We start from the raw sequence: 24780 nt of genomic DNA, 5'->3' as shown, positions 1-24780 counted from the left end.
AGATCAGCCTGCGGTGGCTGCGTGGTCACCTTGATGGCCGCGCCCCAGCTTGCGGCCGAACCAGTCACCAATGTCGTGCAGGACGGTGTACGTCGCCGGGATTACGATCAGCGACAGCGCCGTCGAGGTGATGAGCCCCCCGATCACCGCCCACGCCATCGGCGCGCGGAACGAAGAATCACCCGAGAAACCGAGCGCCAGCGGCAACATGCCAGCGCCCATGGCGATCGTCGTCATGATCACCGGACGCGCACGCTTGCGACAGGCATCGATCAAGGCATCGTGCTGGCTCATGCCGTGCAGGTCTTCGGCCATCACCGCGTAATCGACCAGCAGGATCGAGTTCTTGGTAGCGATGCCGATCAGCATCAGCAAGCCGATCAATGCGGGCAAGGACAACATGTTCTGCGTGATCAAGAGCGCACCGAACGCGCCGCCTGCGCACAGCGGAATCGCCGCAAGGATGGTGAGCGGCTGCATCGGATGCTTGAACAACAACAGCAGCACCATGTAGATGCATACGATGCCGGCCACCATCGCCATCAGGAAGCCGGTGAACAGCTCCACAAAGATTTCCGCATCACCCGTATTGAGGAAGGAGACACCGGCCGGCAAGCGTTGCACCGAAGGCAGTGCCTGCACTTCCGCCATCACATCGCCCAGCGGACGCCCATTGAGCTCTGCCGTCAGCGTGATGTTGCGCTGGCGCTCATAACGGCTGATCACCGAAGGACCACTGCCGGGCACGATGTCGGCCACCGCCTCCAGCGGCACGGGTCCGGCCTTGCCGCGCACGCGCAGCTGGCTGATCGTCGCCGGGTCTTCCAAGGCCTCGCGGTCGAAGCCGACGCGGATCGGGATCTGCCGATCAGGCAAATTCAATTTCGCCATGCGCTGGGTGTAGTCACCGGACGTCGCGACACGGGCGGCCTCGGCAATCGCCGCAGTCGACACGCCCAGGTCCGCGGCACGCGCCGGATCGGGTTCGACGCGCAGCTCGGGTCGCAGCAGCGACGCCGACGACGACACGCTACCCAAGCCCTGGATCTTGCGCACATCACGTTCCACGGCAGCCGCGGCGGCATTGAGCTTTTGCGGATCATCGCCCGCCAACACCAGCATCATCTGCTCGCCCGGCTCGCTGCTGATGTAGCTCAGTTTGACGCCCGGCAGCACCGACAGCTTCTCGCGCACGACGGCCTCCAGTTCCTTCTGGCTGCGATCGCGGTCGCCCTTGTCGCCCCAGTCCAGCGTCAGGACCGCCTTGCGCGGATCGCCGCTGCCGCTCTTGGCCGGGTCGCCGACGTCCGGCACGCTGCCGATCTGCGAGAACACCTGCTCAAGCTCGGGGATGTCGCTCATCAAGGCCCGCGCGCGTTCTGCCACGCGCGTGGTGTCCTCCACGCGCGTGCCCGGCGGCAACTCCAGCGACAGCATGCTGCGGCCTTGGTCGGAAGTCGGGATGAAAGTCGCAGGGATGAACGGAATCATCGCGAGCGATGCAATGAAGAGCACAGTGGCAATCAGCAGTGTCTTCCAGCGATTGCGCAATGCGGTGTCCACCCAACCGAGATAGCGCGTCATGAAGCGCGACTCGCCCTCGTGCTCGGGCTCGGGCTTCAGCAGGTAGGCCGCCATCATCGGTGTCAGCAGTCGCGCGACCAAGAGCGAGAACATCACCGCCGTCGCCGCGGTCCAGCCGAACTCGCGGAAGAACTTGCCCGCGATACCCGGCATGAACGCCACCGGCACGAACACCGCCGCCAAGGTGATCGATGTCGCGATGACCGCGGTGCCGATTTCATCCGCGGCGTCGCTGGCCGCCTCGAGCGGCGTCTTGCCCATGCCGAGATGGCGGACGATGTTCTCGATCTCCACGATCGCGTCATCGACCAGGATGCCGACCACCACCGACAAGGCCAGCAAGGTGATGATGTTGAGGGTGAAGCCAAGGAAATAGATCACCGCGAAGGTCGGGATGATCGACAACGGCAGCGCCAATGCCGAGATCCACGTCGCCCGCCAGTTGCGCAGGAAGAAGAACACCACCACCAGCGCCAGCAACGCGCCTTCGATCAGCATCGTCATCGACGAGGTGTACGAAGTGTCGGTTTCCTCCGTCATATCGCTGACGAGGTTGAACTGGATGCCAGGATGCGACTTCTCCAGCGCGTCCAGCGTCGCCTTGACGTCGTCGCGCACGTCCAGCTCGTCCGATCCTTTCAGCCGCGACAGCGCAAAGCCGACCACCGGCTTGCCATCAAGCAACGCGGCCTGCGAAATATCCGCGGCGCCATCGGTGACCTTGGCAATCGACGATAGCCGCACCGCACGGCCATCCGGCAAGGCGATGCTGTAATCGCGCAATTGCTGCGCATCCGCCACCGTGCCGATGGTGCGAATGGTCTGCTGGTCGCCGCCGAGCTCGGCTTTGCCACCCGGGCGTTCGACTTGCGTCAGTGCGAGTTGCTGCGAGACCTCGCCCGCGGTGATGCCAAAAGCCTCGAGCGCCTGCGGGTCCAGATCCACGCGGATCTGCCGCTCGACGCCACCGATGCGCTTCACCGATGCGACACCATCCACGCCATAGACGGCGCGGGCCACATCACGGTCCACGAACCAGGACAAGTCGGCCTCGCTCATCTTCGGCGCGGAAACCGAATACGTCAGCAGCGAGCCGCCGATCTCGATCTTGGTGACGATAGGCTCCTGGATGTCTTGCGGCAGGTCCATCCGGATGCGGGTGACCGCATCCTTGGTGTCGTTGAGCGCCGTCATCAAGTCGGTGTTGAGATAGAACTCGATGGCGGTGGTGCTGGTGCCTTCCACCACGGTCGAGGTCACCCGCTTCACGTTGGCGATGGTGGCGACCGAGTCTTCCACCTTGCGCGTGACTTCGGTCTCCAACTGCGACGGCGAGGCGCCCGGCTGGATGATCGTCACCACCGTCATCGGGAAGGCGATGTCCGGGAAGCGCGCGACCGGCAATTTGTGGAAGCCCCACAAACCCGCCACACACAGCACGAAGAACAGCATCACCGCGGGGACGGGATTGCGTATGCCCCAGCTGGAAAGATTGCCGCCGCCGCTCATGGCTGCGCGCTCTTGCCGTTGTTGGTGGATGTTGCTGCGGTCGATGTTGGTGCAGGTGCTGTCGCCTTGCTGCTCGGCACCACGCGCACGCGGTCGCCATCGGCCAGGAAGCCCGCGCCTTCGACCACGACTTGCGTGCCATCTTTCAGGCCACTCACTTCAACGAAGCCAGCATCCTTACCTGCCGTTTTCACCTGTTGCTGATGCGCGATGGATTCGGCATCCACCGTGAATACCGTCGGGAACCCATCACGCAAGACGACGGCGGCCTGCGGAATGACCGTCGCCTGACCGATGCCGGTTTCGATGCGGCCCTCCAGATACGTGCCCGGCTGCAAGGTGCCAGCCTGAATCAAGCCCGCCGGCAGATCGGCGTACAAGGTGCCGGTGCGCGTCGTGGCATCCACGCCCGGGCTGACCGCGCGAACGCGCCCTTCGACCGCATCACCTGTGGGCGATGTGAGACGAATGATGTCGCCCGGCTTGACCAACGCCAATTGCGAGGCAGGTAGTTCTGCGCGCCACTCCAGGCGGCTGTCCTTGATGAGATGCATCAAGGGCGTGCCCGCGGCGACCACTTGGCCCGGCTGTACGAGGCGCTTGCTGATCAGGCCATTGGCCGGCGCGCGCAAATCCGCGAAGCTGCGGCGCAACGCGACGGCATCGCGAGCGGCGCGGGCCGTGCCCAGTCGTGCTTCGGAGGCAGTGCGATTGGCGCGCAACTCATCCAGCGCCATCGCGCTGATGTACTTGCCCGAGGCGAGTTGTTGGCCACGCGCCAGATTGGAGCGCGCAAGGGCCGCGCCGGCTTCGGCCTCGCGCAGGGCAGCGTTTGCCTGCGCCAGATCGGAATCCAGCGTGCGATGGTCCAGCGTCAGCAACACCTGGCCGCGACGGACCGACTGGCCCACATCGACATTGAGTGCCGTCACGCGCAGGCCCGTGACCTCGACGCCCAGCTGCATTTCTTCCACCGGTGACACCGGGCCGGAGACGGTCAGGGCTCGCGGCATCTCACGGGTCACCACGGGTGCCGTGCTAACCGCCATCGCGGAAGCCGCAGCTTGCTTGGCAGCATCAGCTTCGGACTCATCCTTCTTGCAGGCCGGCAGGGCCGTGGCGATGGCCAGCGCCAACAGGGCGGCACGATAGGGGCGGAGGCGGGCGATGTTGGGCACGGACATGTCGGTTAGCGCACCGGGAGGGGACGCTAGTGTACCGACAAGTTTAGTAATTGTGCGTGCCGGCCTACGTGCGCCCCTTTTATGTCTTTTCGGCACCACGGGCGGCATTGGGCAACAGCCCGCCCGGATGACGCATGCGCAACCAGAGGGTTTGCGCTGCCATCACGATCGCGATGACCAACGCCGCCCAAGCCAAGGTCTCGGCACCCGTCAGCGACGACGAAGATTGCTTGATGTAGACCGCCACCAATCCCCACAACGCTGCGAGCGTGTAATCGATGTTGCCGCGCATGCGCTGGTTCATCCAGAGCAGCAAGGCAGCGGCGAGTGCGAGCAAGACCAGCGACCACACCGTCATGTCATCAGTCGGCATAAGCTTGAAGGCCACGATCACCTGCGCCAGATTGAGGAAGGCCGCCAACGACAGCCAGCCCGCGTGCAACGAGAGCGGCGTCCACGCCCACAGCCATTGCCCATGCTGGGGGGTGTCATCGAGCGAGAGGATCCGCGCGCAGCGCAGCAAGCAGAACAGCGCGCCGAAGATCACGACCAGGCACAGCCAGAAGATGCCCGGCTGCGTCGCGCCCATCGAGAACAGTGGCATCCAGATCGTGGTCAGGGCGAAACCTGCCGCGGCCCAAGGCGCGACCTTGGCCAGCGTCGGGTCATCACGCAGTGTGCGGCGTGATTGCCAGAACGCGTAGACAAGATCGAGCAGGAAGATCAGCCCCCAGATCGCGAAGGCGTAACCCGCCGCCACTAGCAAGGTCGGGTATTGATCGGACACCGTGCCATTGTCGGGACCGAAGCGCCCGCTGTTGGACAGCCACGCCACCAAGGGCATGGCCAGGGCGAACAGGATGACGAGGATGCGCATGCGACGGCTCCGGCGGGAATGCGCGGAGTATCCGCAGCCGCCGTGACGGCCAGATGGAAGCGTCAGCCCGGCAGGCGGAAGAAGGCCGTCGCGGCGCCGGTGGTCGCCGTCGCCACGGCTTCGAGGCTTTCGCCGCGGTCACGGGCGACTTCCTCAGCGATGTGCGCAAGGTACATCGGCTCGTTGCGCCGGTCCTTCGGCATCGGCTGCAGGTTGCGCGGCATCAGGTAAGGCGCATCGGTTTCAATCATCAATCGATTCGCCGGGATGTGTTTCACCAGTTCGCGCAAGTGCGCGCCGCGGCGCTCATCGCACAACCAGCCGGTGATGCCGATGTACCAATCCTGGTCGAGATAATCGAACAGCTCCTCGCGCGTGCCGGTGAAACAATGCACGACCGCGAGGCCCAACTTGCCATCGAAATTCTTCATCATCGCCATGAAGTCCGCGTGCGCATCACGCTGGTGCAGGAACAAGGGTTTGCCGGTGTCCACGCCGATCTGCAACTGGCGCTCGAACGCCTTGCGCTGCATCGGCCGCGGCGAGAAATCGCGGAAGTAATCCAGCCCGGTTTCGCCCACCGCCACCACCTCGGCGTGCGCGTGCAAGGCGCGCATCTCGATGTCGCATTCCTCGGTGTATTCGCTCGCGTGGTGGGGATGCACGCCGGCGGTCGCGAACAATTCGCCGGGATGCGTCTTTGCCAGCTCCAGCGCCTTGGGCGAATGCTCGCGCGAGGCACCGGTGATGATCATCCGTCCCACGCCCGCAGCGCGTGCACGCTCGATCACCTCCCCGCGGTCGCGGTCGAAGCTGTCGTGGGTCAGATTGGCACCGATATCGATGAGCATGGAGATGTCGCAAATTCGCAAGGCGCGAAGGATACCCGACCTGCCACGTATCCTTGTCCAGGTGAGCACACCCGCCTTCCCGATCAACGACGTCATCCCCGCCATCCGAGATGCGCTGGCGACGCAGTCGCGACTGGTACTGGAAGCGCCGCCCGGCGCCGGCAAGACCACGCAAGTACCGTTGGCCTTGCTGGACGAAGCGTGGCTGGGCGGCAAAAAGATTCTGATGCTGGAGCCTCGTCGCGTCGCCGCGCGTGCCGCCGCGGGTTTCATGTCCAAGCAACTTGGCGAGGCCGTTGGCGAAACCGTCGGCTACCGCATCCGTTTTGAAAACAAGGTGTCGAAAGCGACCCGCATCGAGGTTGTGACCGAAGGCATCCTGACGCGCTTGCTGCAAGACGATCCATTGCTGGAAGGCATCGGCGCGATCTTGTTCGATGAATTCCACGAGCGTCATCTCGCTGGCGATCTAGGCCTTGCGCTCGCGCTCGACGTGCAGGCCAGTGTGCGTGACGACCTGCGCATCGTGGCGATGTCGGCGACGCTGGATGGCGAGCGGCTTGCGAATTGGCTGGATGCGTCCCGCATCACCAGTGGCGGGCGAAGCTTCCCGGTCGACATTGCGCACTTCCCTGCACGTCGTGACGAAGCGTTGGCACCACTGGTCAAGCGTGCAGTGGAGCATGCGCTGATGTTGCATCCCGGCGACATTTTGGTTTTCTTGCCCGGCATTCGCGAGATCAGGCAAGTCGAAGCATCGCTCGAAGGCGTGGCTACTGCTTCCTCCATCGAGGTGCTGACCCTGCACGGCGACTTGCCGGTGGAAGCGCAAACCCGCGTGCTGCAGCCCGCAAGCGATGGCCAACGCCGTGTCGTGCTGGCGACCAATGTCGCCGAATCCAGTGTCACCCTGCCCGGCGTGCGCGTGGTGATCGATGCAGGTCTGGCGCGTGAGCCACAGTTCGACCCCAACTCGGGTTTCTCCCGACTGGATGCGGTGCACATATCGCAAGCCTCGGCCGATCAACGCGCGGGGCGTGCGGGGCGCCTCGGCCAAGGCTGGGCGTATCGACTGTGGCCGGAGTCACAACGACTGGCGCCGCAGCGTCGCGCCGAAATCGCGCAAGTCGAACTGGCGGGCCTGGCGCTGGAAATCGCCGCATGGGGCAGCGATGACTTGCGCTTTCCCGATGCACTGCCCCCGGGCGCACTGGCCGCCGCACGTGATTTGCTGTGCAGGCTGGATGCACTGGATTCAAATAACGCGATCACCCCGCTGGGTCGCCGCATGTTGTCGCTGGGCACGCATCCGCGCTTATCGGCAATGTTGCTGGCCGCACGAGACGATGCCGAATGCGCGTTGGCTTGCGACCTGGCGGCCTTGGTCGAAGCGCGTGATCCGCTGCGTACACGTAGTGATGCCTTGGCAGAGCGCTGGCAGGCGCTGGCCGCATTCCGGCAAGGTCGCGCCCCTGCCGATGCCAACCGCAGCACGCTGGCGGCGATCGATGCAGCGGCAAAGCAGTGGCGGCGACGTTTACGTGTGGAGGTCATGCCGCCGGCACACGTACCCGCCCATATGCTGGGTGATTTGCTGGCGCATGCGTATCCAGATCGCATCGCCTACCGGCATGCCAACGACCGCCATCGTTATCAACTCAGCAATGGCCGCATGGCGAAGTTGTTCGATGACAGTGCGTTGATCGGCGAGCCTTGGCTGGTCGCCAGCGAGTTGCGCTTCGACACCCGCGATGCGCTGATCATGCGTGCTGCACCGGTGGATGAGCAGCACCTGCGTGATGACTTCGCCACACATTTCCGTGAAGGTGATGAAGTGCGCTGGGACGCGGAGCGTCGCGCCTTGGTCGGTGAGCGCATCGCCCGCTTTGATGGAATCGTGCTGTCATCCAAGCCGGCTGGCAAGGTAGACCCTGCGCTCGCAAACCGGGCATTGGCCGATGCCGTACGCAGCTTGGGCCTGGGTGCCTTGCCGTGGAGTGAAGCCACATCGCAATGGCGAATTCGCGTCCAATGCCTACGCGCATGGATGCCCGAACTCGTCTTGCCCGACCTATCAGATGAGGTCTTGCTCGACACTTTGGATGATTGGCTCGCGCCCGCCTTCGCAGGCAAAACCCGGCTGGATGCGCTGTCCGCCGATGAGCTTGCCGAAGCATTAAAGTCCGGCATCGATTGGGCGACACGAAACCGCATCGACCAATTGGCCCCCACGCGCATCGACGTGCCCTCCGGATTGGCTCGCAACATCGACTATCGACTCGATGACCGTGGCGATGCCGCGCCGCCTGTATTGGCGGTGAAGCTGCAGGAATTGTTTGGCCTGGCCGAGACACCGCGCATTTGCGATGGACGCGTACCCCTGATGTTGCACCTGCTATCTCCTGCCCGACGCCCTTTGCAGGTTACGCAGGATTTGCGCAGCTTCTGGGAGCGCACCTATCCGGAAGTCAAGAAAGAAATGAAAGGACGTTATCCGAAGCATCCTTGGCCGGATGATCCTTGGAATGCGATGGCTACACATCGCGCCAAGCCTCGTGGCACATAAACCGGCCGCTGCAAGAATCGTCGCCCGTGGCGACGGCGGACGGTCGTCGTTGCAAGCGCGCTGACGGCGGGGCCACGCACCGCGCCAAGTCTCGCGGGTCTCGAGCAAGATCATTCAGCCATCAGCCGGTTTCACCTCCCAGCCCTCACGAAAATGCAACGCCGCGCCGCTCACACTCGACGGCAACATTCATCAATAGCGCAACGCGCTGACGGAGCCGACATGAGCAAGCTTGAAGACATCACCGGTCGCGCCACCCAATTGGCCAGCCAGTTGGGTGAAGGCCTGAAGGGTTCGTTGCCGGACAAGGCGATGAAACTGATCGAAACCGGCGCCGCGATTGGCGCGGTCAAAACCGGCACGCGCGTCGCCACGCGTTTCGTGCGCCGCAACCCGGCCATCGCTGTCGCCGCAGCCGCGGGTGCTGGCTTGCTTTGGTATGCAGCCCGCCAGCGCGCCAAGAAACAGGCCGAGGCACCGATCGAAGGCCAGTCCCGTCGCGTCGAAGCCAAGCGTGGTTCAGCACGTCGTCGCTCGTCCTGATCGCCCACACTTCGAAAAAAGAACGCCGCCTCTAAGGCGGCGTTTTTCTCTGCGCACTCACTGGCTATGTCAGGCCACGACCTCGGTCTGCACTTCAGCGATCACATTGTTGACCGCAGGCAACTCGATCACAAAGCGAGAACCGCCACCTTCGCGATCTTCGTAAAACAGGTGTCCGCCGGCGTTCATGATGATTTGGCGCGCCAGCGACAAGCCCAGCCCGCTGGAATTCTGGTCGGTATCGTCATAGCTCAAGCGGGTGAAGGGCTTGAACAACTCACGCTGCTTGAAGGCGGGAATGCCCGGCCCGCGATCAGACACCAACAACTGCCAATAACCTGGTGCGCCTGCGCGGATCTGGAAATCCAACTCGCCGCCGCCCGACGCATACTTGCCGACATTGGTCACCAAGTTCTCAGCGACTTGTCGGAGCACCATCGCATCGATTCCGACCTTGCACGGGCGATCCGGCACCTGGGTGGTGATGCGGATGCCGCGCGCTTCCAGTTGCAGGGCATAGCGCGCTACCAGCCACTCCACCGCTTCGCTCATTGAAGCGACGGGCGGCGGGCCTTGCTGGTCACGATGCTGCCTGCGCGATTGCGTTTCCAGATAGCTGCGGATGTAACCGATCGCGTCTTGCGTGGCTTCGTGGATAACTTGCAGGTAGCGTGGCGCGCGCTCGGGGTTGCAGTCGTCCTGCATCAGCATCTCGCTGGCAAACAACACGCTGGTCAGCGGATTCTTGAGATCGTGCGCGACCAGATTCACCAGGTTCTGGCGCTCCTGTGCGACGCGCTCAAGTCGATCACGCGTCAGCTTGAGCACAATGTGTGCGTTGACGCGGGCCAACAACTCTTCGGGGATGAAGGGCTTGGTGACGTAATCAACCACGCCTGCATCGAATGCGCGCAATAACATCTCGCGATCCTGCGCTGCGGTGAGGAACACCGTGGGGATCCGCATCAAGCCGGGATCCAATTTGATTTCGCGCATGAATTCGAAGCCATCCATCCCCGGCATCATCATGTCGAGCAGAATGAGATCGGGCTTGAAGCCGTGACAGCTTTCAAGCGCAGCATTCCCATCACTGGCCGTGGTCACGTGGTAACCCTGCCTCTCCAGCAGGGTGGTAACCACGCGCAGGTTCGCGGGCTGGTCATCAACCAGCAAAATGCGTCCTGCAATGGCAGTCGAGTTAGACAATCGGTATCCCCGCGGCAGACAGATGCGCCTGCATGCATTGGATTATAGGAAGGCTTTCATCGGGCTGATACTGCTTTCTTAAGCTGAATGGTTCATCGTACGACCGGTTTCAGCACGCCATTTGCCGGGTGAAAGCTCATTGAGGCGAATCGATCCCATCGCCACCCGCACCAATCGCAAGGTGGGCAAACCCACGGCGGCGGTCATCCGTCGCACTTGCCGATTACGGCCTTCGCGCAGGGTGATCTCGAGCCAGGCATCCGGCACGGTCTTGCGGAAACGCACGGGCGGATCGCGCGGCCACAAATCCGGCGCATCGATCTCTTCTGCCAGCGCAGGCAGCGTCGGCCCATCCTTCAACACCAATCCATTACGCAACTGTTGCAACTGGGGTGGCGTGGGTACGCCCTCGACCTGAACCCAATACGTCTTGGGTTCTTTGTGGCGCGGATCGGTCAGCCGGTGCGCCAACAGGCCGTCATTAGTCAGCAACAGCAAACCTTCGGAATCGAAATCAAGCCGCCCTGCCGGATAAACATCCGGCGGCAGTCCATACCCTGCGAGCGTGGGGCGCGGTGGATCGCTTTGATCAGTGAATTGGCAAAGCACCCCGAAGGGCTTGTTGAATGCGATCAGCATGGAGGTGGGCGAGGCGGGCAAGTCGTTGACGCGGGCCGCGGCGGCAGCATCATTGCCGTGGCGGCGGCACGTTAGCGAAGGCGCGGTTTGACGAACCGCAGCGTCATCCGGTCGCTTTCACCCACCGCGGCGTATTTGGCTGCATCCTTCTTGTCGTGGCGATTGGTTGGCGGCAAGGTCCATACGCCATTGGGATGATTGGCCGTGTCCTTGGCGTTCGCGTTGATCTCGCTGCGTGCATCCAGACGGAAGCCGGCGCGCGTGGCAAGCTCGATGACCAGGTCTTCGCTGAGGTAGCCGGACTTCTTCATGTCCGCAAGCGAAGTGCCAGGCTTGGCACGGTGATCGACCACGCCTAGCACGCCACCCGGCTTCAATACATCGTAAAACGCCTTGAAATAAGCATCCGCATTGTCTGCCGCGACCCAGTTGTGCACATTGCGGAACGTCAGCACCACGTCAACCGAGCCGGGCGCACCCAATGATGGCGTCTTGCCGTCGTATTCCAGGTATTGCGCACGGTCGTAATGTTCGGCATCGGCGGCAAACTTGGCTTTCAGACCTGCGTTGCGCTTGCCTGCGCCGGTGTCTGCCGGCGCGCTTGCCGTGGCCGCGATATAGGCACCCGAGTCACGCAGATAGGGTGCCAGGATCTCGGCGTACCAGCCTGCGCCGGGACTGATCTCGATCACGCGTGCACGGCTGCCAACTCGAAAGAACTCCAGCGTGGCTTGCGGATGACGATATTCATCGCGAACACGACTGCTTGCGCTGCGCCATGAATCGTTGATCGCCTCGGCAAGCAACGGGCCATCGGCCACCGCCCAGGCTTGGTCCACTTCCGCGGCGGCTTGAGCACGTGTTCCCGGCATTGAGGCGCAGGCCAGGAGCGAGGAAGCCAGCGCGATGCCGACGGCGATACGAATAGCATGATGTGCAGGCATGTCGATTCCCCTTGTCTGAAGTTGCAAGATTAGCGCGATGCTGATGGCGGCGTCGTGGCGGCGCACAAAAACGAAGCCCGGCATGTGCCGGGCTTCGTGTGCCACGCAATTAACGTTGATCAGCCTTGCAGCGATGCCAGGGCAGCGTTGAGCGTTGCGCTCGGGCGCATCGCTGCATCGGCCTTGGTGGTGTCAGGTCGGTAATAGCCACCGATATCGACCACCTTGCCCTGCACGCCGATCAATTCCTCGAGGATCTTCGCTTCGCCATCGACCATGGCCTTCGCGACCGGCGTGAACGCGGCCTTGAGTTCGGCATCACTGTCCTGCGCGGCCAGCGCTTCGGCCCAGTAGCGCGCCAACCAGTAATGGCTGCCGCGATTGTCGATGCCGCCCAGCTTGCGTGACGGCGACTTGTCGTTGTCCAGGAACCGACCGTTGGCGACATCCAGTGCATCAGCCAATACGCTCGCGCGCTCATTGCCGGTGGTGTTGGCCAGATGCTCCAGCGAGGCCTGCAGGGCGAGGAACTCGCCCAGCGAGTCCCAGCGCAGGTAATCCTCGGCGACGAACTGCTGCACGTGTTTGGGTGCGCTGCCGCCTGCGCCCGTTTCGAACAAACCGCCACCCGCCATCAACGGCACGATCGACAGCATCTTGGCGCTGGTGCCGAGCTCCATGATCGGGAAGAGATCCGTCAGGTAGTCACGCAGCACGTTGCCGGTGACTGAGATCGTGTCTTCGCCCTTGCGGATGCGTGCGAGCGAGAACTTCATCGCCTCGACTGGCGAGAGGATGCGGATATCGAGGCCACTGGTGTCGTGGTCCCGCAGGTAGTGTTCGACCTTCTGGATGATTTCGCGGTCGTGTGCACGATTCGCATCCAGCCAGAACACCGCGGGCGTGTTGGACAGGCGCGCGCGATTGACCGCCAGCTTCACCCAGTCGGCTACGGCGGCATCCTTGGTCTGGCACATGCGGAAAATGTCGCCGGCGTGCACGTCCTGCTCCATCCAGACCTTGCCCGTGTCATCGGTCACTCGCACGGTGCCGTCGTGCGGGATGCGGAACGTCTTGTCGTGGCTGCCGTACTCCTCGGCTTTTTGCGCCATCAAGCCGACATTGGGCACGCTGCCCATCGTCGCCGGATCAAACGCGCCGTTCGCCTTGCAATCATCGATCACCACTTGGTAGATGCCCGCATAGCAGCGGTCCGGAATCACCGCCTTGGCATCCTGCAGTTCGCCCTTCGCGTTCCACATGCCGCCGGAGTCGCGGATCATCGCCGGCATCGAGGCATCGACGATCACGTCGGACGGCACGTGCAGGTTAGTGATGCCCTTGTCGGAGTTGACCATCGCCAAGCCCGGGTTTGCTGCGTAGATCTCGGCGATGGTCGCTTCGACTGCGGAGCGCTCTGCCTCGCTCAATTCACCCAGCTTGGCGTACAGGTCGCCGATGCCGTTGTCCGGTTCGAAGCCGATGCGCGCAAGCAGCTTGCCATGCTGGTCATACAACTTCTTGTAGTAACGCTGCACGGTGATGCCGAACATGATCGGGTCGCTGACTTTCATCATCGTGGCCTTGAGGTGCAGCGAGAACAGCGTGCCCTGCGCCTTCGCATCGGCAATCTGTTCGTCGATGAACTGCGCCAGCTTGTCGGCGCGCATCACCGCGCAATCCAGCACTTCGCCCGGCAACACCTTGGTCTTGGCCTTCAGGATCACATCGGAGCCATCGGTACCCAAGAGTTCGATCTGCACCTTGCCATTGTGGTCGAAGGTGACGGATTTTTCGCTGGCGAAGAAATCGCCATCGTCCATATGCGCGACATGCGACTTGGATGCCGCATTCCACTTGCCCATGCGATGCGGATGCTTTTTGGCGTAATTCTTAACCGAGAGCGGCGCACGGCGATCGGAGTTGCCTTCGCGCAACACCGGGTTGACCGCACTACCCTTGACGCGGTCGTAGCGCGCCTTGGCATCGCGCTCGACGTCGGTCTGCGGGTCTTCGGGGTAGTCGGGAATGGCGAAGCCCTGCTTCTGCAACTCCGCGATGGCCGCTTTCAGCTGTGGCTCCGAGGCGCTGATATTGGGCAGCTTGATGATGTTGGCTTCGGGCGTCTTCGCCAGTTCACCCAGTTCGGCCAGATCGTCGTTGACCTTCTTGTCGCCCAGGATCTCCGGGAACTGCGCCAGGATGCGCGCGGCCAGTGAGATGTCACGCGTGTCGACATCGACGCCGGCGCTGCCTGCGAAGGCCTGCACGATCGGCAGGAAGGAATGCGTGGCCAAGAGCGGCGCTTCGTCGGTGAGGGTGTAGAGGATCTTGGGGGTGTCGGTCATGTGGGCCTCGTGGGCGTGGGCGATGCAGTCAGACTGCGTTCGCGTGAGGGAATCAGCAAGTAAACCGCCATTGTCACCGCTGCGGCGTTCACGGGCAAAGTGCGGCGGCGTATTGCCGAATGGCGCACTGGAATGTGCAGTGAAAAAAAAGGCGCGACTCGCGTCGCGCCCGGCTCGCCCTTGGGCTAAGTGATTACTTGACCTCGAATTCGCGGGTCTGCAGCTGGCTGCCATCAAGCGTCACATCGACCTTGTACTTGCCGACCGGCCAGCCCTTCGGGTTCTGGATGTGGAATTCGTAGATGGTGTCAGCGCCTTCCATCGCCTTGTCTTCCGTATGGACGGTTTGGCCATCCTGATAGGACCACTTGGCGTTGAGCTTGCTGCCGGCCGCGGCCGCGCCGCCGGTGTTGACCGAGGCGTAGATGGTGTCGGTCGTGCCGAATACGGCATTGGCCGAGGTCACCTTGTTGTCCGCGCCAATGGCATTGCCCAGCTCGATCGCAAGGATGGTGGCCGGGGCAGCGGCCGGTGCGGCCTCAACCGGGGCAGGTGCAGGCGTTTCGGCTGCCGGTGGCGCAACCACGGCTTCTTCTTTTTTCTTGCAGCCGGTGATGCCAACGGTGGCGATCAGGGCCGAAGCCAGTGCGATCGTGAGGTGTTTGCGATTCATGGGAACTCCTGTGGAAATGGGATGATGCGGATGACTAACCTGAAACGCGTACTCAGGGAATCTTGAACGTCTGCCCGGGGAAAATCTTGTCCGGGTCATCGATCTGGTCACGATTGGCTTCAAAGATACGCTGCCATTGACTGGCATCACCATAAACCTGCTTGGCGATCTTGGACAGCGAATCGCCGGATTGCACCGTATAGCTCTGCACGCCGCCGCCCGCACCGACCACAGCGCTGCTGCCTCCGGTCACGGCCGAGAAGTCGGCCTTGTCATTGGCGCTGCTGCTGCCGCCAGCAAGCGAGAGCTTGTTCGGGTCGTTGTTCGCGTTGGCCATGGAGCCTCCAATCTGGGATATCACGGCCGCAGGCTCGCATGACGCCTGTTAAGAAAACATCGTGCCCGGGTGAAGCGGCATGGGTTTTGCTGGCGCAGCCCAATGCTGCAAGGCAGCGTGAGCCGGATGAACAGCCTGTTTACTGTCTGAGTCGATATCGGGATCCCCCACCACGCGGGCTGCAGCAGCCGGCCATCGTTGACACCGCGATATCGACATCCCCACCCACTCCTCCAACCAAGGTGCTCAACATGTCCCCGAACCATTACAAACGCGTATGGGTGGCTATCGCCGCCATAAGCGGCATCGGTGCTATGACAACGGCTTTTGCCCAGCCACCCGAATTCGTCAAAGCCGAGCTGCAGCGCAAGGCGTTCGTTCGCGCACAGGCCTCGTCGAAGGCCTCACGCCCAGCCCAGCCCGCCAATGAGGCAGAGGCCGTTGCGCAAAAGAAGATGGTTCGTGAAGGCATCATCGAAATCCCGCTGCCTGAGGACCGAATGCTTTATACGCAGCGCACCGTGGATGCACAGGGCAAGGCTCATGTGGGTCATGTCGAATCCAAATCGTCCGCCCATACGCACTCCACCCACGCCGAGGAGAAGCCGAATGAATAAGACCCTCCTCGCGGCAGCTCTGGCCGTTGCGACATCCTTTGCAGCGCCGCTGTCCCAAGCTGCCGACATCGTCCCGATCAATAACGATCCAGCCGGCCAAGGCCTCAACGATCCGACGCCGATCAGTCCGCAAGGCGGCAACTCGGGTACGACGGTGGGCGAACAGCGCCGCATCGTCTATCAATTTGCTGCGGACCTGTGGGGCGCGGTGTTGCAAAGCGATGTACAGATCCGTGTCGGCGCGAGCTTCCGGCCTTTGCGTTGCGACTCCACGGGGACAGTGCTCGGCTCTGCCGGTGCGGCAGCGATCTACGTGCTGACCAGCAATAACGATCCCTCGACCGCGATGCTTTATCACGGCGCCCTGGCCGACGCCTTGATTGGCGAAGACCTGCAGGCTGGCGCCGGGTTGGACATCAATACCAACTTCAACTCCGCCTATGGCAATACCAATCCCGATGGTAGCCCGTGCTCACCGGGGGCTGGCTGGTATTACGGTCTGGATGGCAAGACGCCGGAAGGCAAAACCGACTTCCTCAACGTGGTCATGCATGAAATCGCGCATGGCCTTGGTTTCTCGGGGTTCGGCAGTGTGTCCACCGGCGCGCCGCTGGCTGGCTATCGCGATATCTACTCCAGCTACGTCTTCGATAACCGCACCAATCTGGCCTTCTACCAGCTGCCGACCAACGCCGCACGGCGCGAGGCGATCACTGGCGGCAACCTGGCCTGGACCGGTCCCATGGTGACCGCGCAAGTGCCCAACCTGCGTTCGCTGAAAACCGTACTGCGCGTTTCGGGAACGCTCTCGGCCGCCTACGATTTCGGCACGGCCGCATTTGGTCCGGAAGCTGCCGCGTCCAACTTCGATGGCGACGTCGTTGCGGTGAATGACGGCAGTGCGAGTCCCAGCCTTGGCTGCGCGGCCTCGCCTGCAGGCGCGTACCTGGGCAAGGTCGCCCTGGTCAGCCGTGGTGGTTGCAGCTTCGAGATCAAAGCCAAGCACGCGCAGGATGCCGGGGCTTCAGCGGTGGTGATCGCCAACAATGTCTCCGGCACCATCAATATGGCGGCCGATGACACGGTGGAGGCGACGGTGCCGACCATCATGGTTTCGCTGGCTGATGGACAGGCGCTACGTGCAGCGATTCCGGGTGTCCGGGTGGCGATAGGCACTGTTCCCGGGGTGCTGGCAGGCGCAGATCGTCGGGGCCGCGCCTTGCTGTTCTCGCCCAACCCGGTACAGCCAGGCTCAAGCTTCTCGCATTTTGATACCTCGTCTTCACCGAATGCACTGATGGAGCCGGCGATCACCCGCACCCTGATGTCGAATCTTGATCTGGACCTGACCCCATCGCTGTTTGCGGATGAAGGTTGGCAACTCAATCCCGGCAACGCCACGATTGGCGCCGACTGCGATACCGGCATCCCGGCCGTCTCAGCCGATGGCGTCATCGTCGGTGCCAATATCCAGGCTTGGGATCGTGTGTGCGCGGCAACCGCTACTCACCGTGGCGAGTACGTCTCCTGCATGGTGCAGCACCGTAATTTGCTCCGTGAAAGCGGCTTGATCACCAACCAAGATGCCCTCCGTCTCGCTCGCTGTGCGGCTAGTCGAAAGGGTTTGTAAACCAGCATGGCAACAGGCAGCCGTTCATTGCGAACGGCTGTCCTGCCCGAACGCTGATCAACCCAGGCTGATCAGCGTCACTCGTTGAATGCTGTTGAAAGGATCCATGAAATGAACCGCCCCTACCGACTTCGGTTGCAACCCCTGCTCATCGCACTCATCGCGCTACCCGTGGCGCTGCTCGCCAGTTGTACGCGCGCGCCCTCACAAGAAGACACTTCAGTGGCAGCCGGCAACGCACAAACCCCGGCAAGCGAAACGCCTGCCGAAGTCACAGGCAGCGATGCCGCTCCAGGCCCCGCTGGACCTGTGACCGTCGAGCCACCACGTCCTCAGGTGATGGAAGGGGTTCCCACCAAGATCAAGATGCCGCCGCCAACCACGCACACCCCGCCCGTCGCCTTGGGTGCGGCGATTGATTACGGCTGTGAAAGCGGCTCGACGCTGCGCGTACGCTATGGCAATGGCGTCGCTGAAATCGCCTGGACCGGTGGCGATCACCTGCGCCTCACCGCCCAGGCAGCAGATGCAGGCGGCGGAGAACTGTACGCGGGCGATGGCTACCAATTACGTCGATTGGGGAGCGCCGTGCAATTGCAGCCCAGCGGTGGTGGCAGCGAATGGCGCTGCGTTGAAACCAATGCCAGCGCCTGACGCAACATCTCGCCAACAACGAACAAGTGTTACTGCCTAAGCACGCGCAGATCAGGCGGCGGTAGCCGATCCGGGGTGCCGCGCCACGGATTGATATCGACACCGCCGCGCCGGGTGTAATTGGCCTGCACCGATAGCGACTGCAGGCGGCAATGAGTCATCAAATCGATGAAAATTCGCTCGACACATTGCTCGTGGAATTCCCGATAGTCTCGGTAGCTGGCCAGATACTTGAGCAGCCCCTCACGCTCGATCCGCGGCCCGCGATAATCAATCGACAGCGTCGCCCAATCCGGCTGACCGGTCACCGGGCAATTGGATTTCAGCAGATCGCTTACCAAGGTCTCGTTGACATGACTGCTGTCGTCAGCCTGCAGTAGGCGGGCATTCGGCGGCCCGTACTCGTTGATGTCTACGTCAACGAAATCGATGTTCTCCCCCGCAATCACACCCATCCCAGGCAAGCCGAACACCATCGAGACCGGCGCGCCCGCGGTGGCGGAGAGATCGCGCTCAATCCGAGCCTGCAGACTTTCGGCATCTGCCAAACGCTCGCTATTGAACGAGTTGAGATACAACTTGAGCGATTTGGATTCAATCAGATGCGGGGAGTCCGCCGGCACGGTGAGCCGACCCACGGCCACCTGCGGCTTGCCGCGCAAATCCAGCCAGCTGAGCTCGTAGACATTCCAGCCATCGTGGCCCGTGAACGGTAACGCCTGATCATCAACGCCGATCTGGGCGCGCGCAGCCGCGCGTGGAATCGGGAACAGGAGTGCGGGATCGTAGCGGTCGGGGTATGCAGTTTCGCGGCCCAACTGGCTGTCGGCGGGGGTGTTGAAGTTGCCCATCCACACATTATCCGCGCTTGTGCGCCTAACCGCCTGCATAATCGTCAGCCATACTGGAGAGAGCTATGCACGGTGGTGGTCTAGAGCTTGCGTTGGTATTTCTGCTGGCTGCGGTGATCGCCGTGCCGGTATTCAAGCGTTTTGGCCTGGGCGCAGTGCTCGGTTATCTCGCTGCCGGCGTGGTGCTGGGCCCGTATGCGATGAAAGTGGTGCCGAACCCCGAGCCGGTGCTGACCGCCAGCGAGATCGGCGTGGTGATGATGCTGTTTGTCATCGGCCTGGAGTTGTCGCTGCCGCGCCTTAAGCTGATGCGCAAGCCGATCTTCGGCGTCGGTGGCCTGCAGGTCTTGCTGAGCGCCCTGGCACTCGGCGTGATCGGCTATCTCTTCTATGACGTGCATTGGCGCGCGGCGATCATTGTTGGCGCGGCACTGGCGTTGTCATCCACCGCGGTCGGCCTGCAGCTGCTGTCTGAGCGTGAAGAGCTCAATGAAGACCATGGCCGGCTCGCCTTTGCGATTCTGCTCTTCCAGGACCTGGCCGCGATCCCGCTGCTGGCCGCGATCCCGCTGCTTGGCGGCGTGGCCGCTGCCGATGGCGAGGCGCAAGGCTGGGCGGTTGCGAAAGCCATCGGCGCGATTGCGCTGTTGGTAGTGGGTGGCCGCCTGCTGCTGCGAGAACTGTTCAACCGCATCGCGCGCCTGGAGATGCCGGAGGTGTTCACCGCGACCGCCTTGCTGGTGGTGCTGGGCAGCGCCTGGCTGATGCAACTGGTGGGCCTCAGCGCCGGCATTGGCGCGTTCATCGCTGGCGTGATCCTGGCGGATTCGGAATTCCGTCACGAGCTGGAATCCCAGATCCAGCCGTTCGAGGGTTTGCTGCTGGGCCTGTTCTTCATGGCCGTGGGCATGAGCATCGACCTGCGCTATGTGATCGATCATCCGCGCGTCATCATCACCGGCGTACTGGTGCTGATGGCAGTCAAATTCACCATCTTGTTCGCCTTGGGCAAGGGCCCGGGCAAGCTGGATACCCGCGGCGCGCTGCTGTTGGGCGGCGTTCTGGCACTGGGTGGTGAATTCGCCTTCGTGGTGTTCAGTGAAGCCAGTCGCGCCGGCTTGATCGATACCGAGCGCCGCAATCTGTTGACGGCCGTGGTCGGCTTGTCGATGGCGTTGACGCCGTTATTGCTCATCGGCATCAATGCCTTGGTCAAGAAACCCAAAGTCGTCGCCGCGCCCACGCGTCCGTTCGATGAAATCCCCGACGACCATCCGCAGGTGATGATTGCCGGCTTTGGCCGCTTCGGGCAGATCGTCGCGCGCCTGCTGTTTGCGCAACGCATCCGCTTTGTCGCCATCGATACCGATGTCGAACAGGTCGATTTTTTCCGTAAATTCGGCAGCCCTATCTATTACGGCGATCCAAGCAAACCGGATCTGTTGCGCGCGGCGGGCGCGGACAAGATCAAGGTCTTTGTAGTCGCCGTCTCCGATACCAAGGGCGCGCTGCGCATCGTGCGCTTGCTTCGCCGTCGCTATCCCAATGCGCGCATTCTCGCCCGCGCCAAAGACCGCATGCACTCCTGGCAGCTGATGGATTGCGGGGCAACGCCGATGCGCGAAACCTTCGGCACCGCGCTCGATACCGGCTTTGAAGTGTTGAAGGAACTGGGGATGTCGGAAGCGGCTGCTCGCCAGTCAGTCAACATCTTCCGCGAACACGATCAGCGCATGCTGGAGGCGCAGCACCTCATCTATGACGATGAAGATGCCTTGCGTCAGTCTGCGCAGGATTCGCGCAACGAGCTGGAACAGCTCTTCGCCGCGCAGATCGGCGAAGGTGAAATCGCCGATGTGCTGCGCGAAGTGGAAGCTCAGCGACCGGCTTCCAGATAATCGAGGCTGGCCTGCAGCATCGCGCGCAGGCCAAGATCCAGCGCCGATTCGTCCATCGTGAACAAGGGCGAATGGTTGGACGGCGCGGTGAGTGGGTCGATACCGGGCGCGGTCGACCCAACAAAGAAGAACAACGCCGGCACTTCCTTCGCGTACCAGGAAAAATCCTCGGCGCCAGTGATCAGCGGCATCTCCACCACTTTGTCTGCCCCGGCCACTGCCTGCAGGCTGGGCAGCACGCGCGTGGTAAGTGCCGGGTCGTTGTAGGTCACCGGGTTGCCGGCTGCCTCGCCAATCGAAAGTTCACCCTTTGCGCCATGCGCATGGGCGACCGACTCGATCACGTTGCGCATGTCGGCGACGATGCGCTTGCGTTGTCCATCATCAAAAGTGCGCAGCGTGCCGAGCATCTTCACGTCATCAGGGATGATGTTGTTGCGGATGCCGCCGTGGATCGAGCCAATCGTCAGCACTGCCGGCAGCGATGCGATGTCGGTGCGACGACTCACCACGCTTTGCAGGTTGTCGATCACCGCTGCACTCGCGACGATCGGGTCGATCCCGCCCCATGGCCGCGAGCCATGCGTTTGCCGACCGGTGACTTCAACACTGAAGAAATCACTGGCCGCCATGAACGGTCCTTTGCGATAACCAATCGTGCCGGCGGGCAGTGTCGAGAACACATGCAGGCCGAGTACCGCGTCCGGCTTGAAATCCTTGAACAAGCCCTCCTTCAGCATCAACGACGCGCCACCCTCTTCCGATGCGGGCGCACCCTCTTCGGCCGGCTGGAAGATCAACATCACCTGTCCCGGCAGGTCTGATCTCATCGCCACCAAGGCCTCGGCCACGCCCATCAGGATCGCGGTATGCGCGTCATGTCCGCAGGCATGCATGACGCCGGTTTGCTGGCCGTTGAATTCGGTGGTGACTTTCGAAGCAAAGGGCAGATCCGCCTTTTCGGTCACCGGTAACGCGTCCATGTCGGCGCGAAGCGCGATCTTCGGTCCCGGCTTGCCGCCTTCGATGACCGCCACCACCCCATGATGCGCAACCCCTGTTTGCGGCTTCAACCCCAGCTTACGCAAATGCGCGGCGACCTTGGCCGCGGTGCGTTCTTCGCGGTTGGAGAGCTCGGGATGTTGATGGAAGTCGCGACGCCAAGACACCACATCGGCTTTCAGGCGTTCTGCCGCGGCATCGACTTCAGGCCGGGTTTGGGCAACCAAAGATTGCATCGGCAGCGCGGCGATGACGAGGGCAGCAGCAAATACAGTGCGCATGAAGAATTCCTGTCGGGCGTGGGGCGGTTGATCCGGGCGATCAGGGTTGAATGTAGAACACCGCAGTGATCGATTCGTTGAATTCGATTTCCGGCTGTAGGTAGCGGCCTGGCTGGGCGCGCGAGCCAGAGACGGTTACGCGGTCCAAGCCGTTGGCACCATAACGAAAGTGCGCGGACAAGTCGTTGTTGGCACTGTTGATGCTGTAAACCGTGCCCAGCCGAGCGTTGAAGCCGGCGGCAATTTCGGTTGCCCGTTCTTGGGCATTGCGCGCGGCCTTCGCGCGGGCTTCGGCGCGCAGTGCATCCGCGCGCGAGGAGGTGAAGCTTGTGCCGCCAAAGCGGTTCATGCCTGATGCCAATGCCGCATCCAGCACGACATTCAAACGATCAAGATCACGCAGTTTAAAGCTGACGCTACGCGAAGCGTTGTAGCCATTGGAGACACGACGCCCATCGTCGTTGGTATCCACGTCCTCGTTGAGCGAAAGATCAGAGGCCTCGATATCGGCCTCTGCTACGCCCTGCTGATGCAAAGCATGCAGAAAGGCGCTCACCGCAGCATCTACCTTTTGCTTGGCTCGCAATGAAGCCACATCATTCACCTGACTAGACACGGTGATTTCCGCCATGTCGGGGGCCACGACAACTTTTCCGCTCCCCATGGCAACCACGTGCGGCCCATCCGGCAATGGCGTACCTGCCATGACAGGCAAGGCCAGCAACCCTGCCATCAACGCAATCATCCGCCATCCGCGCATCGCCGCACTCCTGTGTTGGATGCCTTGATGCTAAATCAAGTCAGGTGTTCGCGCCCGAGGTATTCCGCACTCTGCATCTCGATCAGGCGCGATGCGGTGCGCTCGAAGGCATGCGCGAGTCGCTCGCCGGCATAGAGATCCACGGGCGATGCCGCGGCCGTGCACACCAGGTTGACGTGGCGATCGTAGAACTCGTCCACAACGGTGACAAAGCGACGTGCCGGATCGTCATTGCTGCCATCGAAACGCGGAATTCCGCCCAGCAGCACAGTATGGAATTCGTGCGCGATCTCGATGTAATCGGCCGCCGCGCGCGGGCCTTCGCACAACGCGTCGAAGTCAAACCAGACAAAACCATGGCAACGTGCGCGTGTGCGAATCGGGCGACCGTCGACCATCAAATCAGTGGATATCAGTGGCGCATGCGTCAGCGTCTGCCAGCGATCCGCCAGCCAGGCATCGGCAGCATCGTCCGCGGGCACACGATAGACAGGCGATCGAGTCAATTCTCGCAGGCGGTAATCGGTGCTGCTCTCAATTTCCATCACCACGCAATGCTGTTCGATCAGCGCGATCGCCGGCAGGAAACGTGCGCGTTGCAGGCCATCTTTGTAGAGATTGGCCGGCACCGTGTTGGATGTCGTCACCAGCACCACACCCTCGGCAAACAGGCGCTCAAGCAGGCGTGACAAGAGCATCGCATCGCCGATATCGCTGACGAAAAATTCATCCAGCACCAACACGCGCATGTCGCGACGCCACTCCTTGGCGATGATCGCCATGGGGTCGCGTTCACCGGCGTGTTGTTTAAGGCGCGCATGAATTTCGCGCATGAAGCGATGAAAATGCGTACGTCGCTTTTCGGCGAAGGCCAGGCTGTCATAGAACATGTCGACCAGAAAGGTCTTGCCGCGCCCCACGCCACCCCACAAATAAAGTCCTTGCGTGGTCGATGTTGCATCCTTCGCGCCAAACAATCGGCCAAAGAAATTCGATGCAGCCACCGGCGCTGACAAGGCGTCATGCAGCCGATCCAACTCCACCAATACGGATCGCTGGGCCGGGTCGTCCTGCCATTCGCCGCGCGCGATGCCGGCGTCGTACAACTGCGACGGCGTACTGCTCATTCTGCGGCGGGCGGATTCGGTAACCAGCGACGCGCGGTGTTCTTGATCACGCCACGCAGATCCACCAATTTCCCGTGGAAGAAGTGCGAGGTACCCGGCATCTTCACCAAGGTCAACGCGGAGGGCTGCAATTTCTCCAGCCAGTCATATACGGCTTGCGGGTCGACGACTTCGTCTTCCTCCCCTTGCACTACCAACCATGGCATCGGCGGCACGGCCTGGTCAAAATCCCAACGTCCCGCAGGTGGCGCCAATGAGATCAACGCGGCGGGCTCAAGCGCGGCACTGGACTGGATCGAGACATAGGCACCAAAGCTGAAGCCGACCAGCCACAACAAGGCATCAGGACGTGCCTTGCGCACCCATTCGGCGACCGTGCGCAAATCATCGCACTCGCCCTTGCCTTCATCGAACTCACCTGCCGACTCACCCGTACCGCGGAAATTGAAACGCACCGTAGTGACACCCAACTCGCGCAACGCACGCCCGGCCATCGTCACGACCTTGTTGTTCATCGTGCCGCCCTCGGTGGGCAGCGGATGACAAATGATGGCGATGACCGATTGCGCGGCGACATCAGCTTCGGGAAATTCGACTTCGACCTGCAATGCGCCGACCGGACCGGTCAACGTCAATGCAGTGTCTTGCTGGGGAAATGCAGGCTGTTCCATCCGCCTAGTTTATCCGGGCAGGCGGAAA

At 62.2% G+C, this 24780-nt stretch carries 21 protein-coding genes; 6 read left to right on the top strand and 15 right to left on the bottom strand.

Annotation, left to right across the window (positions count from 1 at the left end):
* Nucleotides 1-3 precede the first annotated feature (3 nt).
* The 4 genes from BW989_RS05815 to BW989_RS05800 all read right to left on the bottom strand — a co-directional run bounded on the left by BW989_RS05815 (nucleotide 4) and on the right by BW989_RS05800 (nucleotide 6005).
* Nucleotides 4-3093 (bottom strand): efflux RND transporter permease subunit, encoded by a 3090-nt coding sequence (locus BW989_RS05815; protein WP_076586234.1) that lies wholly within the window; start codon nucleotides 3091-3093, stop codon nucleotides 4-6.
* Complete coding sequence (locus tag BW989_RS05810; RefSeq protein ID WP_076586232.1) at nucleotides 3090-4277, bottom strand: efflux RND transporter periplasmic adaptor subunit; 1188 nt, start codon at nucleotides 4275-4277, stop codon at nucleotides 3090-3092. Before BW989_RS05810 ends, BW989_RS05815 begins: the two co-directional genes overlap by 4 nt.
* Before the next feature lie 79 nt (nucleotides 4278-4356).
* On the bottom strand, nucleotides 4357-5154 hold the full coding sequence (locus BW989_RS05805) for a hypothetical protein (protein ID WP_076586230.1): 798 nt from the start codon (nucleotides 5152-5154) through the stop codon (nucleotides 4357-4359).
* A 62-nt stretch (nucleotides 5155-5216) separates the two neighbouring features.
* Nucleotides 5217-6005 (bottom strand): TatD family hydrolase, encoded by a 789-nt coding sequence (locus BW989_RS05800; protein WP_076586228.1) that lies wholly within the window; start codon nucleotides 6003-6005, stop codon nucleotides 5217-5219.
* Between the two features lie 61 nt (nucleotides 6006-6066).
* Between BW989_RS05800 and hrpB the strand changes: the two genes are divergently transcribed.
* Nucleotides 6067-8571: an ATP-dependent helicase HrpB gene (hrpB, locus tag BW989_RS05795; protein WP_076586517.1), complete on the top strand. Its 2505-nt coding sequence runs from the start codon at nucleotides 6067-6069 to the stop codon at nucleotides 8569-8571.
* Between the two features lie 222 nt (nucleotides 8572-8793).
* Nucleotides 8794-9114 (top strand): hypothetical protein, encoded by a 321-nt coding sequence (locus BW989_RS05790; RefSeq protein WP_076586226.1) that lies wholly within the window; start codon nucleotides 8794-8796, stop codon nucleotides 9112-9114.
* A gap of 69 nt (nucleotides 9115-9183) precedes the next feature.
* Here the strand turns inward: BW989_RS05790 and BW989_RS05785 are convergent, their stop codons facing one another.
* The 6 genes from BW989_RS05785 to BW989_RS05760 form a co-directional block, all read right to left on the bottom strand.
* Nucleotides 9184-10320 carry a hybrid sensor histidine kinase/response regulator gene (locus tag BW989_RS05785; RefSeq protein ID WP_083688276.1) on the bottom strand — a complete coding sequence of 379 codons (1137 nt, stop codon included), beginning with the start codon at nucleotides 10318-10320 and terminating at the stop codon, nucleotides 9184-9186.
* Between the two features lie 78 nt (nucleotides 10321-10398).
* Nucleotides 10399-10959: a pseudouridine synthase gene (locus BW989_RS05780; protein WP_076586224.1), complete on the bottom strand. Its 561-nt coding sequence runs from the start codon at nucleotides 10957-10959 to the stop codon at nucleotides 10399-10401.
* 71 nt (nucleotides 10960-11030) lie between these two features.
* Nucleotides 11031-11903, bottom strand: coding sequence for a class I SAM-dependent methyltransferase (locus BW989_RS05775; RefSeq protein WP_207551618.1), 873 nt, complete (start codon nucleotides 11901-11903; stop codon nucleotides 11031-11033).
* A 119-nt stretch (nucleotides 11904-12022) separates the two neighbouring features.
* Complete coding sequence (locus BW989_RS05770) at nucleotides 12023-14251, bottom strand: NADP-dependent isocitrate dehydrogenase (RefSeq protein ID WP_076586222.1); 2229 nt, start codon at nucleotides 14249-14251, stop codon at nucleotides 12023-12025.
* A 193-nt stretch (nucleotides 14252-14444) separates the two neighbouring features.
* Entirely contained in the window at nucleotides 14445-14924 is a 480-nt protein-coding gene (locus BW989_RS13020) for a hypothetical protein (protein WP_076586220.1), read from the bottom strand.
* 52 nt (nucleotides 14925-14976) lie between these two features.
* Nucleotides 14977-15261 (bottom strand): LysM peptidoglycan-binding domain-containing protein, encoded by a 285-nt coding sequence (locus tag BW989_RS05760; protein WP_076586218.1) that lies wholly within the window; start codon nucleotides 15259-15261, stop codon nucleotides 14977-14979.
* Nucleotides 15262-15512: 251 nt separating this feature from the next.
* Here BW989_RS05760 and BW989_RS12585 point away from each other — a divergent pair, with 251 nt between their 5' ends.
* The 3 genes from BW989_RS12585 (at nucleotide 15513) to BW989_RS05745 (ending at nucleotide 18162) form a co-directional block, all read left to right on the top strand.
* Entirely contained in the window at nucleotides 15513-15878 is a 366-nt protein-coding gene (locus BW989_RS12585) for a hypothetical protein (protein ID WP_076586216.1), read from the top strand.
* Complete coding sequence (locus BW989_RS05750; RefSeq protein ID WP_076586214.1) at nucleotides 15871-17508, top strand: PA domain-containing protein; 1638 nt, start codon at nucleotides 15871-15873, stop codon at nucleotides 17506-17508. Before BW989_RS12585 ends, BW989_RS05750 begins: the two co-directional genes overlap by 8 nt.
* A gap of 111 nt (nucleotides 17509-17619) precedes the next feature.
* Nucleotides 17620-18162 (top strand): hypothetical protein, encoded by a 543-nt coding sequence (locus BW989_RS05745; RefSeq protein ID WP_076586212.1) that lies wholly within the window; start codon nucleotides 17620-17622, stop codon nucleotides 18160-18162.
* Between the two features lie 29 nt (nucleotides 18163-18191).
* Here the strand turns inward: BW989_RS05745 and queF are convergent, their stop codons facing one another.
* On the bottom strand, nucleotides 18192-19013 hold the full coding sequence (queF, locus tag BW989_RS05740) for an NADPH-dependent 7-cyano-7-deazaguanine reductase QueF (protein ID WP_076586210.1): 822 nt from the start codon (nucleotides 19011-19013) through the stop codon (nucleotides 18192-18194).
* 65 nt (nucleotides 19014-19078) lie between these two features.
* Here queF and BW989_RS05735 point away from each other — a divergent pair, with 65 nt between their 5' ends.
* Nucleotides 19079-20911 carry a monovalent cation:proton antiporter-2 (CPA2) family protein gene (locus tag BW989_RS05735; RefSeq protein ID WP_076586208.1) on the top strand — a complete coding sequence of 611 codons (1833 nt, stop codon included), beginning with the start codon at nucleotides 19079-19081 and terminating at the stop codon, nucleotides 20909-20911.
* Here BW989_RS05735 and BW989_RS05730 read toward each other — a convergent pair.
* From BW989_RS05730 to BW989_RS05715, 4 genes are all read right to left on the bottom strand, one after another.
* Nucleotides 20890-22149, bottom strand: coding sequence for an amidohydrolase (locus BW989_RS05730; RefSeq protein ID WP_425476650.1), 1260 nt, complete (start codon nucleotides 22147-22149; stop codon nucleotides 20890-20892). The two genes, BW989_RS05735 and BW989_RS05730, sit on opposite strands and share 22 nt — an antisense overlap.
* 85 nt (nucleotides 22150-22234) lie before the next feature.
* The gene (locus tag BW989_RS05725) at nucleotides 22235-22954 is read right to left on the bottom strand and encodes an SIMPL domain-containing protein (RefSeq protein WP_083688272.1); all 720 of its coding nucleotides are present in this window, start codon (nucleotides 22952-22954) and stop codon (nucleotides 22235-22237) included.
* Between the two features lie 35 nt (nucleotides 22955-22989).
* A complete protein-coding gene (zapE, locus tag BW989_RS05720) occupies nucleotides 22990-24081 on the bottom strand; it encodes a cell division protein ZapE (protein ID WP_076586202.1) in 1092 nt (363 codons plus the stop codon).
* On the bottom strand, nucleotides 24078-24752 hold the full coding sequence (locus BW989_RS05715) for an alpha/beta hydrolase (protein WP_076586200.1): 675 nt from the start codon (nucleotides 24750-24752) through the stop codon (nucleotides 24078-24080). The genes zapE and BW989_RS05715 overlap by 4 nt, the downstream gene beginning before the upstream one ends.
* Between the last annotated feature and the right edge of the window lie 28 nt (nucleotides 24753-24780).

It is taken from the genome of Solilutibacter tolerans (genome assembly GCF_900155935.1).
Taxonomy (GTDB): Bacteria; Pseudomonadota; Gammaproteobacteria; order Xanthomonadales; family Xanthomonadaceae; genus Solilutibacter; species Solilutibacter tolerans.
The sequence above is the reverse complement of the archived record's forward strand: the minus strand, read 5'-3'. Positions and strand labels throughout refer to the sequence as shown.